The sequence below is a fragment of the Bacillus sp. 5w2 genome (assembly GCF_054353775.1).
Genome location: NZ_JBTIWT010000014.1, coordinates 33,567 through 50,137 on the forward strand (window position 1 = coordinate 33,567; position 16,571 = coordinate 50,137).

A 16,571-nucleotide genomic window follows, 5' to 3' on the forward strand; every position below is an offset into this window, starting at 1 on the left:
CCACTCGATATGGCTTGCTAATTTTATATATATTAAGGGAGGGAGAAAAAAATGATACAAGCTACAATGAATTTTCCATAAGAACTTTTCGTTTTACAATTCACCTAGTCTGAAAAGTGTTCAAAACGAAAAAAGAGCAAGCTTCTCAGCTTGCTCTTTTACTTATGACGTCGGTTTTTCCCGCCAATTGGAATTGGTTTCGCTAAATATTTAATTCGTTCCATAATACGTGCTGCTTTCATTTGTTCTGCTTCACCACGTTGTGTATACGTTAAATGATGTTCCAATTCCTTGAAATCAAAGTTAGACGTAAAGAACGTCGGTAAGTTTTCTAACATACGGAATTGCAAAATTGCGCCAAGCACATCATCACGCACAAAGCTTGACATCGCTTCTGCTCCAATATCATCTAACATTAAAACTTGTACGCGTTTCACTGCATCAATCTTTTCCCCAATCGAATTATCTTGAATCGAACTTTTAATTTCACGTAGAAATTCAGGGAAGTATACGAGCATCGAACTTATTTTCTTTTGAGCAAGCTCATTCGCAATTGCTCCTAACAAATACGTTTTCCCTACACCAAATTTACCGTACAAATACAAACCTTGCACTTTTTTACCAGGTTCATATGTACTTAAAAATTCATTAGCTGCACCAATTGCATCAATACGTGCATCTAAATCTGAAGGGTCTAAGTTTTCCATCGTCGCTTGTAAAATGTCAGTTGGCATATATACACTTTGAACGAGTTTTTCATATTTCTTTCTCTCGTCATATGCTACTTTTCTAACGCAACGATCGTATTGAATATCAATCATCTTCCCTTGAATAACGAGCTTTGGCTCATATCCTTGCAGCATGTTTTTACACGAACCTAGATCCGGACAATCCGCACAACCTACACTTTGTCCAATATATTCGTATAACTTCACAAGGCTGCGCTCAATCATAGAAGTTGTTACTTCACCTTTATGTTCGTCTATAAATTCTTTCACACGCGGATGTGCCATTACTTCCGCCTTTAATACTTCATATCTATTTTTAAAATTTTTATTTTCCATTAACTTTGCAAATGAATTTTGAATATGCTCCATTTTCTCACCTCAAAGAGCGTTCATTCTCTTCTATTAATCACGCTTATATTTTTTCAACACTTCTTCTAGTCGTTTTCGTTCATCATCTAACGTACTTGCATCTTTTTTCTTATTTACATCTTTCTTCACTGTTTCTTTCTCTTGTTCTTTCGGCTCTTCTTTCAGCCAATCTGGCACCATTTCTTTTCGCACTGTTTTCCTCGAGGTACGGCCTTTTTTCTTCGTCTCAGCCCATTCTTGATATTGACGATTTTCTTCTTTCGCTAACGCCATTGCTTCAGCTACTGTACCGACCTTTTTACGTGCCCAATGCCCAGCAATCTTCTCCACATACGTTTTCGCAAGTTTCATATCTGAGCGTAGCATAACGTAATAAATAAGTACATTCACAACACCTGGCGTTAACTTTTGATTGATCATTACATCTTCAACGATTTGCAAGTCAGCCTTCGTCGCCTCTGCACCACCAGAAATTTCTTTCAATAGTTGTTTTGGTGAGATTTCCTCTAACTGTTGCATTAACATCTCTTCTTGTGTAGAAGGCTCTTTCTCTTTCATCACACGTGCAGCATGAGGCTGTACTCTTTCACTTAATACAGGTAACGCTTGACCATTTTCGAACTGATACCAATCACGTGCTCCTTTTCTAAGCCTTTCGATATCAATTGTCTGCATCTCTGTCACCGCACCAAGAACGATATTTTGCATCGATAACACATCTACATCATACACGTAAGCGAGTGTAATGACACATTCTCGCACTTGATCTGTAATCGCCTTTTTAGGGACAAGAGCGGACAAACCATCTACAAATAAGGAGAAATCAAAGAAATCATTCCAAACTTTTGGAGCGTCTCCCTTCTTGTTACTTGGCATCACTGTCGTTTTTGGAATACGAAGGTCCTCTTGCGCATGCTCAAGCTGTCCTGGATTAAACGAACCAAACACATCATTGAAAGAACGCGTAACATTCTCATAAGAAGCAAAATCAAATTCTTCTTCTAAGAAATATTGCTTTACTTGATTATATTTTGTCCGGCTCAATCGATTGTATAAAAAGATACTTAACACAATATCATCAAAAAATTGCTTTGGAGATAAAGGTGGTTGCAGCTCGTATATAAACATTCGAATATCTTTTTCTTTCTTAATATATACTTTTAAAAGCCCAATTGCCTCTAACTTTACTCGTTCCTCATATATTTCAGGAAGCTGCATTTGCATGGTCACCATAAGGGAATGATGTGTATTCTCTTTTCCAAATACACGATCTTGCTCTAACTCTCCCCATAGCGTCATGTACAAGCTAAAAGCTCTACTACCTATTAACGGCTGATACAACATCGTTAATACTTTTCGGTCGTAATTATGCAGTAACCCTTTCGCACTTACTTTATAACGATCAATTGGCAATAGCTCCATCCATGACTGTTTTTCCATTCTTGCTTTTCCTTTCTCTCATCCAATCTATACTCTACTTCATTCGTTCTATCTTCATTATATAATTTCTTAGCGAAAAAGAGCTATTAGCTTTCGCTTCTAGCTCTCTTATCTCATTACTTACGGTATGTAAGAGAATAAAATACAGCTTCTATTCTCTTTCTTTTTGCAGTATATCTTTTAATTCTTCAATAAATACATTTAAATCTTTAAATTGGCGATATACAGAAGCAAAACGTACGTAAGCAACATCGTCGATATCACGCAGTTCTTCCATAACAATTTCACCAATCATATCACTTTTCACTTCTGATATACCTAAATTACGAAGTTCACGTTCCACACTTTGAGTTACTTCTTCTAATTGCCTTAAAGATACTGGTCTTTTTTCACACGCTTTAATTAAGCCGCGCAAAATCTTTTCTTTATTAAACTCTTCTCGTGTGCCTTCTTTTTTTACAACGATAAGAGGTGACTCTTCTACTCTTTCAAATGTCGTAAAGCGACTTAAACAACTTTCACACTCTCTCCTTCTTCGAATAGAGCGCCCCTCGTCTACCGGACGCGAATCTAACACTCTTGTACCATTATGAGAACAGGATGGACAACGCAATATATTCACTCCTTTACACTATACTCTTTATTTTTTCTCTACTTACTTCATCTACAATATATATACAGTATTATATAACTCATTCTAACTCTCTTACCACTTTAAGTTTCAGCACATTACTTTAACATCTCGTTTTTAAAAATAAGATGGTAGATGGGGTGATAACTTATTCGTAAGAGCTCAATTTATCTCACTAACGAGTACGTTATATGTTTCCTTTTTTATAAACTAAAAAAGAGGTGCATTATACACCTCTTTACATTTTAAATCAATTATGTTCTTTTTTAAAGAGCTTTTGTTTCTCTCTGCTTAATTTCGAAGCTACCAGTGCCTCGAGGAAGCTCGATGCTCTCACGCGTTTTCGCGTTTAAACCTTCTGCAATATATTCTGCAGCAACATTTGGATCAATACGATCCCCACAAGTATAAACATCAATACTTGCGTAACCGTGCTCCGGAAAGCTATGAATTGTTAAATGTGATTCCGAGATAATTACTACTCCACTTACACCTTGTGGTGCAAATTTATGGAAAGCAACCTCACGCACTTCAGCACCAGCTCTTAGTGCTGCATCCACAAATAATTGTTCAATATACGGCATGTCATTAAGCTTGTCGAAATCGCAATCCCAAAGTTCAGCGATCACGTGACGACCCATCGTATCCATAGTATCCATTCTACAGTTCCCCCTTGTAAATTTATTCTAACTGTTCGAATTGAAAACTAATTTGCAATTTGGCTTGCTCCACTACCACGGGGGAAAGTTAGTCCAGAGAGGTCCTAACCCTTTAAGTAGTGACTACGTACCTCAGCTCTTAAGTTTACGAGTGTTAGTATACTTTGTTTATTTTCATTTTGCAACAACAGTTTTTTCGATTTTCTGTCATATTTTCCTCTTTACTTTTCCCTAAAAAAAATAAACGATTCACAAATACAGTAATCACAACGTTTCGTGGTATGTCCACTTTCAAAAATATACTTATATAATTTTTTTCCTTTTCAGAAAAAAATAAAAAAAGAGGGCAAATATTCCCTTGCCCTCTCCCTTATTCACTTAAATATGTTGCACATTTTCTTGTTTCGCTAATTCTTCAACAACTAGCGTTACAAGATCTACAACACGACGAGAGTAGCCCCACTCGTTATCATACCAAGCAAGTACTTTCACTTTACGATCACCCATTACCATTGTAGATAAACCATCAATAATAGCTGAGTGTGTATTTGTATTAAAGTCAATAGATACTAAAGGTTCTTCACTGAATTCTACAATACCTTTTAACGCACCGTTTGCAACAGTTTTGAATGCTTCATTAATAGCTTCAACTGTCACATCACGTTTTACATCTACTACTAAGTCAACAAGAGACACGTTTGGTGTTGGTACACGAAGTGCCATACCATGAAGTTTTCCGTTTAAGTGCGGAAGAACTTTTGCAAGCGCTTTCGCGGCACCTGTCGTTGTCGGAATGATTGATTGTCCGCAAGCACGTGCTCTTCTTAAATCTTTATGTGGGTTATCAATATTTTTTTGGTCATTTGTATAAGCGTGAACAGTTGTCATTAAACCGTTTTCAATGCCAAACTGCTCATCTAACACCTTAACAACAGGCGCTAAACAGTTTGTTGTACAAGATGCATTTGAAATAACAGTATGTTTTGTAATATCTAATTGGTCTTCGTTCACACCAACTACAATTGTTACATCTTCATTCTTACCAGGCGCTGTTAAAATAACTTTTTTCGCTCCAGCTTCAACATGAAGAATTGCTTTTTCTTTTGAATTAAATTTACCAGTTGCTTCAATTACAACTTCAACACCTAAATCTGTCCAAGGCAATTCCTTTGGATCGCGGTTGTTTAAAAGGCGAATCATTTTCCCATCAACTAATAAGTGATCTTCAAATGCTTCTACTGTTCCGTCAAACTTGCCGTGAACTGTATCATATTTAATTAAATGTGCTAACGTTTCAGATGGATAGCTTGCATTGATTGCTACAATTTCGAATGCGCTTTCTTTTATTGCCTGACGAAATACCATTCTCCCAATACGTCCAAATCCATTAATTGCCACACGAGTCATAATATGTTATCCCCCTTGAATGCGTTATACTATTTATCTCCAATCCCAATAATAGTATAACACAAAAAGAGGATATGTCACTAAGCATTTTCATTAATTTCACAATTTTTTAGTCAATAATGTTCCAATTCTTTAAAATCACCTGTAATTGTGTTTTCGTTCCCATAATTGTGCCATCATTATTTATCACTTCATCTGCATTTTTCACTTTTTCTTCTAATGGCATCTGAGATTGAATACGAGCTGTTGCTTCTTCTTCCGAAAAATTATTTCGTTTCATTAAACGTTCTAATTGCGTATGCGACTTAACTGCTACAACTAAAACGCGGTCAACGAGACTTGTTAATTTACTTTCAAATAAGAGAGGAATATCTAAAACAACCGCTTGCGCACCTTCTTTTATGTACATTTCCTTTTGCCTATTCATTTCTTCACGCACTGCAGGATGAACAATTTTGTTTAACTGCAATCGTTTTTCTTCATTATAGAAAACGACACTTCCTAATTTTGGACGATCCAGTTCTCCATCTTCTTGTAATACTTCCGTTCCAAACACTTCTACAATTTTGTTATATGCTGGTTTTCCTCGTTCTACAACTTCTCGCGCAATAATATCTGCATCAATAACTGGTATACTCAGTTCACGAAACATTTGAGACACTGTACTTTTTCCACTTGCAATGCCTCCCGTTAATCCAATTACTACTGTCATCATAATCCTCCTCACAATATAAAAGGCGCGAAACTAATGTTCCACGCCCATACTTACATTTTCCAAATTCCAATAATAATGAGTAATACCCCAGGCAGGAATGTAAATTTTTGTAACCATTTCATATTTGATAAAACCGTTCCAAGTTTCATTCCAATAAATAAAAACAAAGAACTCATCACTGCAACTAATATCGCCATCATAGCAGGTGCATACCCTAATAAAGATGCACCAATTCCAGCACCGAACGAATCTATAGAAAGAGCGATACCAAGAAGTAACGCTTCTCCTGCAGAAATGGTGCCTGATTTATCAAAATCTGCAACAGTCGGTTTCCGTAAAATTTGAATCACTAGCCCGAGTGAAGCAATTTCTAATTTCCAAACCTTCTCCTCTTGCTTCGGTTCTTCTTTTTTTTCACTTCGAAAAAATTGGTATAACACCCAAATTCCAATTCCAATAAGAACAAGCCCACCGATACGCGTTGCGATAGCAGGTGAAAATATTTTCGCGATCATATGTCCAATTCCCATTGAAACAAGCATAACAGCCGCTGAACACATTCCGATAATTATAATTGATCTTAGTGGAATTCTTACGCTTCTTAAACCATATGTTAGCCCTACACTACAGCTATCTAAGCTTAATGTAAAAGCTAATAAAATAAGAGATAAATAAAGGTACATCGGTAAGCTCCTCCCTTATACATAGCCCTGCTGTATGTATATGACAAATGCCTATCCGATGTTATCTCTTTTCTATATTCTCGGCTGACAAATTGGACAGTAATGCGTTCCTCTTCCGCCAACAACTGTTTTTTCTAATATCGTACCGCAAGTTACACACGGTTCTCCCTTTTTTCCATATACATTTAGAAGTTCTTGGAACGAACCAATTTGCCCTTGCGAGTTGATATACGTTCGAATTGTACTTCCGCCTCGCTTCACTGCTTCACCTAACGTTGTAACAGTCGCCTCGTAAATTCGTTCAATTTCTTCTGCTGTTAAAGACGAAGCTTCTCGTTCCGGATGAATTTGAGAACGGAATAAAACTTCATCTACATATATATTTCCAAGCCCTACTAAAAGTCGCTGGTCTAATAATACGACTTTTATTTTACGATTCGTCTTTTGCAATCTTTCTTGTAAATACTGTGGTGTCAATTCAGCATCAAACGGCTCCGGACCTAAGTCAGCAAGAGGCATTTGATTCAACTCTTCACCTTTCTTAAAGAGATGCATCGTACCAAACTTTCTCACATCTTTATAATGTAATTCAGTTCCATCTGTAAATAAGAAACGGACGTGCGTATGCTTATCAATTGGTTCACCCTCTTGATGCAGTAAAAACTTACCTTCCATACGCAAGTGTGAAACAATAACATAATTCGTTACATATAAAAGCAAAAACTTTCCTCTTCGCTTTATACTTTCAATCTTCTCGCCTCTTAGCATTTCTTTAAAAATTTCTGCATCATCCGGTCGTTTTACTATTTTCGGATAAGTAACAATGACATCTTCAATTGTTTTTCCTGTCACAAGATTTTCAAGTGTCCGTCTGACGTTTTCAACCTCTGGTAATTCAGGCATTTCATCACTTCCTTATTTTGCGTCGTACCAAGTTGGACCGTAAGAATAATCAACTTTCAGCGGAACTACGAGTTCAATCGCATGCTCCATTACTTCTGGTACAAGCTTCTCTAATTTTTCAATCTCTTCTTTTGGTGCTTCAAATATCAATTCATCGTGTACTTGCAGAAGTAGACGCGCCTGTAATCCTTCTTCTTCTAGACGGTCTGCCATAATAATCATCGCTTTTTTAATAATATCTGCCGCAGTCCCTTGAATTGGTGTATTCATAGCCGTACGCTCAGCAAAGCTTCGTAAATTGAAATTACGACTCGTAATTTCCGGAATATAACGGCGGCGATTTAATAATGTAGCCACATATCCTTTTTGTTTCGCATCTTTTACGATGTCACTCATGTATTCTTGTACACCAGGGAAACTTTCTAAATACTTTTCAATAAATTCCGCTGCTGCTTTTCTTGTAATTCCTAAGTTTTTTGAAAGACCATAATCACTAATACCATACACAATTCCGAAATTAACAGCTTTCGCTTGTCGTCTCATATTCGACGTTACTTCATCTTTTTCAACGCCAAATACATCCATCGCTGTTTTCGTATGAATATCCATATCATGTTGGAACGCTTCAACTAGCCCTTTATCATTTGCAATATGAGCTAATACGCGAAGTTCAATTTGTGAATAATCTGCCGCGTACATAATCCATCCTTCTTCTGATGGAACAAATGCCTGACGAATCTTTTTTCCTTCTTCTAATCGAATCGGGATATTTTGTAAGTTCGGATCCGTTGAACTTAATCGACCCGTTTGCGTTAATACTTGATTGAAACGAGTATGGATTTTAGATGAATCTTCATGTACAACTTTTAATAAACCTTCAATATAAGTTGAATTTAGTTTCCCTAATTGACGATAATGTAAAATGTTTGGAATGATTTCATGGCGATCCATAAGCTTTTCTAGTACATCAGCTGACGTAGAATAACCTGTTTTCGTCTTTTTAATAACTGGTAAGTTTAAGTTCTCAAACAGAATAACACCAAGCTGCTTCGGTGAATTAATATTAAATTCTGTTCCTGCAAGCTTATAAATTTCCTGTTCCATTTCCTTTAATCTACCTGCAAGTTCTTCTCCCATATTACGAAGACGCTCTGTATCAACTTTTACACCTTTTACTTCCATATCAGCTAATACACGTGCAAGTGGTAATTCTAACTCTGTAAACAGTTCATATTGCTCATTCTTTTCTAACTCTTCAACGAATGTTTGCTTTACATCATATAATACATGCACTTTACGAGCTACATGCTCCGCTACTACTTCTAACTCTGGAACAGCACGCTTCGCGCCTTTTCCGTAAACTTCTTCATCCGATTTCACAGCATGCGTTTCTTTCATTTTCGCTACAGTACGGAAATCTTTATCTGTGTCAGCCGGGTCAAGTAAATAAGCAGCGATTAATAGATCAAAGTCAATCCCTTGCATATCTATCCCATTCCATTTAAGCGCAACAATCGCACGCTTCGCATCAAATGTATGCTTTCTCATTTCTCCATTTGCAAGCCATGCTTTGAAAGCATCCGATGCAAATGCAATATCCTTCTGAATAAAGTAACAGCCGTTTTCATTTTGAATACCAAAACCTTGAATATCTGCTTTATGATAGTTATCTTCTTGTACTTCAACAATAAGCGCACTATCTTGCTGAAGCATTTCTTCTGTAACTTCTTCCACAATATCAAATGTAATATCATCTAATTCCGCTGGAGCCGTTTCTTCTGGCGTAACACCTAATTTATTTAAAAGAGATGTAAATCCTAAATTCTCGAACATTGGAATCACATCACTTGCTTCATACCCTTTATACTCCATATCATCCACATGCACAGTAATTGGTGCATCTGTAATAATCGTTGCAAGATCTTTACTCATAAGAGCTTGGTCTTTATTTGCTTCCAGTTTTTCTTTTAATTTCTTCCCACTCACTTGATCTATATTTTCATACACTGCTTCAACCGTTCCAAACTGTGTTAACAATTTAATCGCAGTTTTTTCACCAACTCCTGGTACACCCGGAATATTATCTGACTGGTCTCCCATTAAACCTTTCATATCGATAATTTGCTTTGGTGATAAGCTGTATTTCTCAAATAAAGCTTCCGTCGTATATTCATCCACTTCTGTAATCCCTTTTCGAGGAATACATACAAGCGTGTTATCAGAAACCAGTTGAAGTAAATCCTTATCTCCTGAAATAACTTTTACATTTGCCCCTTGTTCACTCGCTTCTTTCGCTAACGTTCCCATAATGTCATCCGCTTCATAATTTTCTAATTCATAACGCGGTACATTGAATGCATCAAGCATCTCACGAATAAACGGGAATTGTTCTGATAATTCAGGCGGAGTCTTTTGACGTCCTCCTTTATAATCACTATACGTTTTATGACGGAACGTTGTTTTACCCGCATCAAACGCTACTAACATATGCGTCGGTTTTTCTTCCTCTAATATTCTCATTAACATCATTGTAAAACCGTAAATTGCGTTCGTATGTATACCTTTGTCGTTATTTAAAAGCGGTAGTGCAAAGAAAGCACGATACGCGATATTATTACCATCTACTAATACGACTTTTTTTTCCAAATCAGAAACCTCCCCATACAAATTTGAAATGGTTTTTTTCACAGAAAAAAACCGTTCCTTTCCTTTCTCTATATTAACATGACTAATAGAGAGAAGAAAAATAACGGCTATTTTCTATCATATATAAAAACGTTTACTAACATAAAAGGGAAGTGACGAGAACAGCATAACTATTCTCGTCCAAAATTACTCCTTGGATGAAGGGGTTTTCATGTATTATATTAACAGAGCTTTATTAATATTTAATTAAGCCATTGTTAATATATTGTAAACATCCTTCATCCTATTTTTCAGTTGCTGATTTCGGTAAAACAACTGTAAATGTTGTCCCTTCCCCAACTTCACTATCTACTGTAATCATACCGTGATGCGCCTCAACTAAATGCTTTACAATCGATAATCCAAGACCTGTACCACCAGTATTTCTACTTCTCGCTTTATCCACTCGGTAAAAGCGTTCAAAAATACGTGGAATTTCATCTTTACTAATACCAATTCCAGTATCTGACACTTTTATATAAGCATTATATTTATCTTCTGCTAATTCTACAGAAACAACGCCTCCAGCCGGCGTATATACGATTGCGTTATTCATTAAATTAATAAAGATTTGCTTCAAACGACTTGGATCTCCAATGACAGAGACACGTTTTAGCGCATTTACTTGTAAAGAGATTTCTTTTTCTCCCGCTTTGTTATCAAGCACCATATGAATGTCTTCAAGAAGTCCCTTCATATCAACGGTCCCCATACTCAATTTAAATCCTTGTTGCTCAATCTTTGATAAATCTAATAAATCTTCAATTAATCCTTGCATGCGTTCACTTTCTTTTAAAATAATGTGTAAGAAATGTTCGCAGAATTTCTTATTATCCATCGCTCCATCCAAGAGCGTTTCTGAAAAACCTTTAATAGAAGTAATCGGTGTCTTTAGTTCATGAGAAACATTCGCTAAAAAGTCTTTTCTCATTTGTTCTAATTTCTTTAGCTCAGTAATGTCATGGAATACAAGGACAATTCCTTTCCATTCATGGTTCGTCCCAATAATCGGTGCTCCATATACTTCGAAATGCTTTCGCTCAATCCCAAGCGGCAATAACATTTGTTTACGCACTTTCACTTCTGTCATAAAGATTTCTTCCACGAGCTCTATAATTTCTGTATGATGAAACGACTCATAATATAAACGATCTAAATATTCTTCATCTGTTACGTGGAAAGTCTCCTTATACGAACGGTTTACAAGGTTTATATAACCGCGGCTATCAATTAAAATCATTCCGCTTCCCATATTTTCAATTAACGTATGTAGACGATCTTGTTGCATTTCTTGTTCAAGTGTCATCTCTTGTAAATTACGAGCTAAAATATTAATCGCTTTACTTAACATTCCCGTTTCATCAGAATGACTTTCATAAGCGCGTGCTTTATAATTGCCCTTCGCTAATTCAATAGCCACTTTCGTAACCGATTCAATCGGCCTAATATATTGCCCTGTAATTTTCATACCTAAAAATACGACGACGAGACACGCGATAACAAATCCGATAATTAATAATCCCCACGTTTTTTGATGAACGGCTTTCAAAGGCTCAATTGTACTTTTCACCAAAATATACCCTTGTTTCCCTGCTACATCTTGAACGAACACCGCATGGTAAAATTCATTATTCTGATCTGTTTCTTTCGTAATGACTTTATTCCTTTGTTTCATTGTTTCAGAAGAAAGTTCTTTAATTATCTCTTGGCTAAACGCAGACTGTTCTCCGCCGCTATATTGAACTTTCTTTTTTTCATCTACAAATGCAATAGAAGCCTGTATTTTTTCTTCTAACTTTTCAAATACATATGGATTTTTTAAAACATCATCAAAACCTTGTTCTTCTGCTAATACCGCAACATACTCTGTCTCTTTTATCATTCTCTCTTTTGCATGATCAATATAGTAGTTTTCAAACACGGTTTCCAGCAATAAACCGAGTCCGACTAAAATAAACACAATAAGAGAAACAAATGTAAAAAGAAGCCTGGAACGAAATTTATTCATCCCCTTTTGGCTCCTCTAATTTATATCCTAAACCACGTATCGTTTTAATGTACGTCGGTTTTTTCGTATTTTGTTCAATTTTATCGCGCAAATGGCTAATATGAACGTCAACAATTCGTGTATCACCAGCAAAATCATAGTTCCATACAGCACTTAATAATTGATCACGTGTCAACACGCGACTTTTATTTTTCGCAAGATAAACAAGTAATTCAAATTCTTTTGGTGTTAATTCAAGCTTTCTTCCTTGGAAATAAGCCTCATAAAATTCCGGCAAAATTTTAAGTTCAGCAAGTGTGATGCTCTCTTCATCTGACGTTTCTGCAACTTGTTCTTCTTGTTGTAATTTCGTGCGGCGCAAAATTGCCTTCACACGTGCAACAACTTCCCTTGGGCTAAATGGCTTCGTCATATAATCATCTGCCCCAAGTTCAAGACCTAGCACCTTATCAAATTCATCATCTTTTGCTGTTAACATTAGAATTGGCGTCATAACGCGCTGCAATCGTAATTCTTTACACACTTCCATACCATCCATTTTCGGAAGCATTAAATCTAATATAATTAAATCTGGGCGTTCTGTTGTCGCTTTTTGAAGCGCCATTTCTCCATCCATAGCTGTTATCACTTCAAACCCAGCTTGTTGTAAATTAAATTCAATTAAAGTTAAGATAAACTCCTCATCATCAACTACTAAAATACGATTGTTCATTCTTTTCCTCCAAGTTATAGACTTGAAACCTTCTTCATCCTAGTATTTTCCCCGTTATTCTCATCATACTAGAAAACAAGGTCCCTCTCAATATAATTGTCTATTCATGGATTCAGATTGTTCTATCGTTATTACTCATTCACTCCAATTAACGTGTTGTTATCCATACTTTATACACCTCTATATTTTCATTAAATTCTACTTCCGTATGAATATTGAATTCTCGATTTTTCGCTAGAAAAAACGCAAGAGCATACGCTATTTTATAATCTAGTGTTTCATATCCATCAAATACTCTTCCATACATTTCATTCACGACCCCGTCTGCCCACACTTCAGCTTCTCTTATCGTATCAAAGAAAACGTCCTCTCTTTTCCATCTCACCTTAAAAACCACTTCTTTCATTGACTTCAATTACCGATGAATATATTATTAATTTAAATATATAAATAAATACGATTCGAGGGCTATTATGCGAGTATTACTACCTATTTTAACTTTAGTAGTAACATGTTTCCTTACTTTTAACGTACCAAGCTGGGATACGATTAAAACAGGTTGTTCAGAATTTGTCGAAGGTTTTAAAGAAGGATTTTTCAACTAAAAATAGCGCTAGCCCCTTATAATAAGGTATGCTAGCGCTATTCATATTTTCATGTTTTAAAAATTATCTAATGCTTTTTCCATAATAGAAACTGATTTAAAAGGCGGCGTTACTGTTAAAGCACCTTTTACAACCGTTTCCCCTTTTTCATCATGAGCAGATACAAGCATATCAATTGTATGTTCCTCCTCAGAAACAGCCACAACTTCAAAGTGGATTTGTAACGTTTCATAATGGTGAACATGCTTCACGAACGTAAGGTCCTTCCTCGTAATATGGCTACCTGGACCTGGTAAATATTTCGTAACTGCCGTTGTAATCATTCCAGTTAGCATAATGCTTGGTACAATCGGCTTTTCATACGGAGTTTGGGATGCGTAATCATGCTGAATATATAATGGATTGGCATCATTCGTTAACCCTAAGTACAATAACAAATCTTTATCCTCAATTTTTTCAGTGATAGATAATTTCTCTCCTACTGTAATTTCATCCATTCTACGACCAATTTGAACTTTTTTCTTTAACATGTTACAACCCCCTCCGATTTTTTCACCTTATTATCCTACTAAAAGCGATACCTTATCCGAAATTTACTATGATGAGGGCAATGTATAGTATAAATCTATAGTTTCATTATAGGATACATTAAATGATAGCGTTTTCATGTTATTTCAAAAAAACATTTGAGTAAATAGTAGAAAAAGATTCGGGGCCCCGAATCTTTTTCCAATTATATTTAATTATTAAACAAGAACCTTCATAACATTACGTACAGATTCTACAGAACGATCTAACGCTTCTTTTTCATCTGCAAGAAGTTCTAATTCAATAATTTTTTCAATTCCGTTACCACCTAGAATTACTGGTACCCCTAAGTAAAGGTCGCTATAACCGTATTCACCTTCAAGGTACGCAATAGCCGGTAATACACGGCGTTGATCTTTTAAGATTGCTTCTGTCATTTCAACTAAAGAAGCAGCTGGTGCGTAATATGCACTACCGTTTCCTAGTAAGCCTACAATCTCGCCGCCACCTTTACGGGTACGTTCTACGATTGCTTCTAAACGCTCTTTCGGAATTAACGTTTCTAACGGAATGCCACCTGCATAAGAATAACGTACAAGAGGTACCATATCGTCACCGTGTCCACCAAGAACAAATCCTGTAATGTCTTTCACAGAAAGATTTAATTCTTGCGCGATGAATGTACGGAAACGAGCTGTATCTAATACGCCCGATTGACCGATAACACGCTCTTTCGGGAATCCAGCTTCTTTAAATACAGAATATGTCATTGCATCAACTGGATTTGTTAATACAACAATAATCGCATTTGGTGAATGTTTTGCAATGTCGCGCGTAATACTTTTCATAATTTTAGAGTTTGTTGCTACTAAGTCATCACGGCTCATACCAGGCTTACGCGCAATACCTGCTGTAATAACGACAACGTCAGAATCAGCAGTATCTGCGTAATCAGATGTTCCAATAATGTTAGCATCAAAACCTTGTACTGGGCTCGCTTCTAACATATCTAACGCTTTCCCTTTTGTTGGATTTTCCAGTTGTGGAATGTCCACTAATACAACATCTGCAAGTTCTTTTTGCGCTAATAAGAATGCTGTTGTTGCTCCTGTAAATCCTGCACCGATGACTGAAACTTTCTTGCGTTTGATTGTCATAATTTACCCCCCGCTTTAATTATGCGTTTTTGATTATCGCTACATCCATGTTTTTAATAAGTTCATTAGCGAACTCAGAACATTTCACTTCTGTTGCACCTTCCATTAAGCGTGCGAAATCATAAGTTACTACTTTTGAAGCAATTGTTTTCTCAACTGAAGCAGTTACTAATTTCGCAGCTTCGTTCCATCCTAAGTGCTCTAATAATAATACACCAGAAAGAAGAACTGAAGATGGGTTTACTTTATCTAAACCTGCATATTTTGGAGCTGTACCATGTGTAGCTTCAAAGATAGCATGTCCAGTTACATAGTTAATGTTTGCACCAGGTGCAATACCAATTCCACCTACTTGTGCAGCAAGTGCATCAGAGATATAGTCTCCATTTAAGTTCATTGTTGCAACAACATCGAACTCACGTGGACGAGTTAAAATTTGTTGTAAGAAGATGTCTGCAATAGAATCTTTTACGATGATTTTTCCAGCCACTTCAGCGTCTGCCATCGCTTTATTCGCTACATCTTTGCCATCTTTCTCAACGATGCGGTCATATTCAGCCCAAGTGAATACTTTGTCGCCGAATTCTTGTTCCGCTACTTCGTAACCCCAGTTTTTGAAAGCACCTTCTGTAAATTTCATAATGTTTCCTTTATGAACTAATGTAACAGAAGAGCGTTTTTCGTTAATTGCATATTGAATTGCAGCACGAACAAGACGCTTTGTCCCTTCTTCTGAGATTGGTTTAATACCAATACCAGATGTTTCTGGGAAGCGGATTTTATTAACACCCATTGCTTCTTTTAAGAAAGCAAGAACTTTTTCTGCTTCTGGAGATCCTTGTGCGTATTCAATTCCAGCATAAATGTCTTCTGTATTCTCACGGAAAATAACCATATCAGTATCTTCCGGACGTTTTACAGGTGAAGGAACGCCTTCAAAATAACGAACTGGACGTAGACATACATATAAATCTAATTCTTGACGAAGTGCTACGTTTAGAGAACGAATACCACCGCCAACTGGAGTTGTAAGTGGACCTTTAATCGCGATTAAATATTCACGGATTAAATTTAAAGTTTCTTCTGGTAACCACTCGCCTGTTTGGTTGAATGCTTTTTCCCCTGCAAGCACTTCTTTCCAAACGATTTTCTTCTCACCATCATAAGCTTTTTCAACTGCTGCTTCTAGTACACGAGATGCAGCTGCCCAAATATCAGGACCAATTCCATCTCCTTCGATAAATGGAATAATCGGATTGTTTGGTACATTCATAACACCATTAGTTACAGTAATTTTTTCACCTGTCGTCAATGTGATAACCCCCATGTTTGAAATTTCAT

At 36.4% G+C, this 16,571-nt stretch carries 16 protein-coding genes; 1 reads left to right on the forward strand and 15 read right to left on the reverse strand.

What is annotated here, in order from left to right; all coding sequences use genetic code 11:
* Positions 1-158: 158 nt before the first annotated feature.
* From dnaI to ACXY7N_RS20775, 12 genes are all read right to left on the reverse strand, one after another.
* Entirely contained in the window at positions 159-1,097 is a 939-nt protein-coding gene (gene dnaI, locus ACXY7N_RS20720; RefSeq protein ID WP_016086012.1) for a primosomal protein DnaI, read from the reverse strand.
* Positions 1,098-1,130: 33 nt separating this feature from the next.
* Complete coding sequence (locus tag ACXY7N_RS20725; protein WP_016135430.1) at positions 1,131-2,537, reverse strand: replication initiation and membrane attachment family protein; 1,407 nt, start codon at positions 2,535-2,537, stop codon at positions 1,131-1,133.
* Positions 2,538-2,688: 151 nt separating this feature from the next.
* Positions 2,689-3,150: a transcriptional regulator NrdR gene (nrdR, locus tag ACXY7N_RS20730; RefSeq protein ID WP_001203687.1), complete on the reverse strand. Its 462-nt coding sequence runs from the start codon at positions 3,148-3,150 to the stop codon at positions 2,689-2,691.
* A gap of 284 nt (positions 3,151-3,434) precedes the next feature.
* Positions 3,435-3,818 (reverse strand): adenosylmethionine decarboxylase, encoded by a 384-nt coding sequence (speD, locus tag ACXY7N_RS20735; RefSeq protein ID WP_002003660.1) that lies wholly within the window; start codon positions 3,816-3,818, stop codon positions 3,435-3,437.
* A 387-nt stretch (positions 3,819-4,205) separates the two neighbouring features.
* On the reverse strand, positions 4,206-5,234 hold the full coding sequence (locus ACXY7N_RS20740) for a glyceraldehyde-3-phosphate dehydrogenase (RefSeq protein WP_000198979.1): 1,029 nt from the start codon (positions 5,232-5,234) through the stop codon (positions 4,206-4,208).
* A 109-nt stretch (positions 5,235-5,343) separates the two neighbouring features.
* Positions 5,344-5,946, reverse strand: coding sequence for a dephospho-CoA kinase (gene coaE / locus ACXY7N_RS20745; RefSeq protein ID WP_016086010.1), 603 nt, complete (start codon positions 5,944-5,946; stop codon positions 5,344-5,346).
* A 53-nt stretch (positions 5,947-5,999) separates the two neighbouring features.
* Positions 6,000-6,632 carry a sporulation membrane protein YtaF gene (ytaF, locus tag ACXY7N_RS20750; RefSeq protein ID WP_016135431.1) on the reverse strand — a complete coding sequence of 211 codons (633 nt, stop codon included), beginning with the start codon at positions 6,630-6,632 and terminating at the stop codon, positions 6,000-6,002.
* A gap of 72 nt (positions 6,633-6,704) precedes the next feature.
* Positions 6,705-7,535, reverse strand: coding sequence for a DNA-formamidopyrimidine glycosylase (gene mutM / locus ACXY7N_RS20755; protein WP_016135432.1), 831 nt, complete (start codon positions 7,533-7,535; stop codon positions 6,705-6,707).
* Positions 7,536-7,547: 12 nt separating this feature from the next.
* Positions 7,548-10,181: a DNA polymerase I gene (gene polA / locus ACXY7N_RS20760; RefSeq protein WP_488592592.1), complete on the reverse strand. Its 2,634-nt coding sequence runs from the start codon at positions 10,179-10,181 to the stop codon at positions 7,548-7,550.
* Between the two features lie 283 nt (positions 10,182-10,464).
* Positions 10,465-12,228, reverse strand: coding sequence for a sensory box histidine kinase PhoR (phoR, locus tag ACXY7N_RS20765; RefSeq protein ID WP_016086007.1), 1,764 nt, complete (start codon positions 12,226-12,228; stop codon positions 10,465-10,467).
* Positions 12,221-12,940 carry a two-component system response regulator PhoP gene (phoP, locus tag ACXY7N_RS20770; protein WP_016086006.1) on the reverse strand — a complete coding sequence of 240 codons (720 nt, stop codon included), beginning with the start codon at positions 12,938-12,940 and terminating at the stop codon, positions 12,221-12,223. The genes phoR and phoP overlap by 8 nt, the downstream gene beginning before the upstream one ends.
* Positions 12,941-13,088: 148 nt before the next feature.
* The gene (locus ACXY7N_RS20775; RefSeq protein ID WP_033659780.1) at positions 13,089-13,325 is read right to left on the reverse strand and encodes a hypothetical protein; all 237 of its coding nucleotides are present in this window, start codon (positions 13,323-13,325) and stop codon (positions 13,089-13,091) included.
* Between the two features lie 88 nt (positions 13,326-13,413).
* On the opposite strand from ACXY7N_RS20775, the gene ACXY7N_RS20780 reads away from it, so the two are divergent.
* Complete coding sequence (locus ACXY7N_RS20780; RefSeq protein ID WP_016086004.1) at positions 13,414-13,545, forward strand: hypothetical protein; 132 nt, start codon at positions 13,414-13,416, stop codon at positions 13,543-13,545.
* A 56-nt stretch (positions 13,546-13,601) separates the two neighbouring features.
* On the opposite strand, the gene ACXY7N_RS20785 is transcribed toward ACXY7N_RS20780, so the two are convergent.
* The 3 genes from ACXY7N_RS20785 to icd all read right to left on the reverse strand — a co-directional run bounded on the left by ACXY7N_RS20785 (position 13,602) and on the right by icd (position 16,542).
* Entirely contained in the window at positions 13,602-14,075 is a 474-nt protein-coding gene (locus tag ACXY7N_RS20785; protein ID WP_016086003.1) for a MaoC family dehydratase, read from the reverse strand.
* A gap of 216 nt (positions 14,076-14,291) precedes the next feature.
* A complete protein-coding gene (gene mdh / locus ACXY7N_RS20790; RefSeq protein WP_000153232.1) occupies positions 14,292-15,230 on the reverse strand; it encodes a malate dehydrogenase in 939 nt (312 codons plus the stop codon).
* A 19-nt stretch (positions 15,231-15,249) separates the two neighbouring features.
* Positions 15,250-16,542: an NADP-dependent isocitrate dehydrogenase gene (gene icd / locus ACXY7N_RS20795; protein ID WP_016086002.1), complete on the reverse strand. Its 1,293-nt coding sequence runs from the start codon at positions 16,540-16,542 to the stop codon at positions 15,250-15,252.
* Positions 16,543-16,571 lie beyond the last annotated feature (29 nt).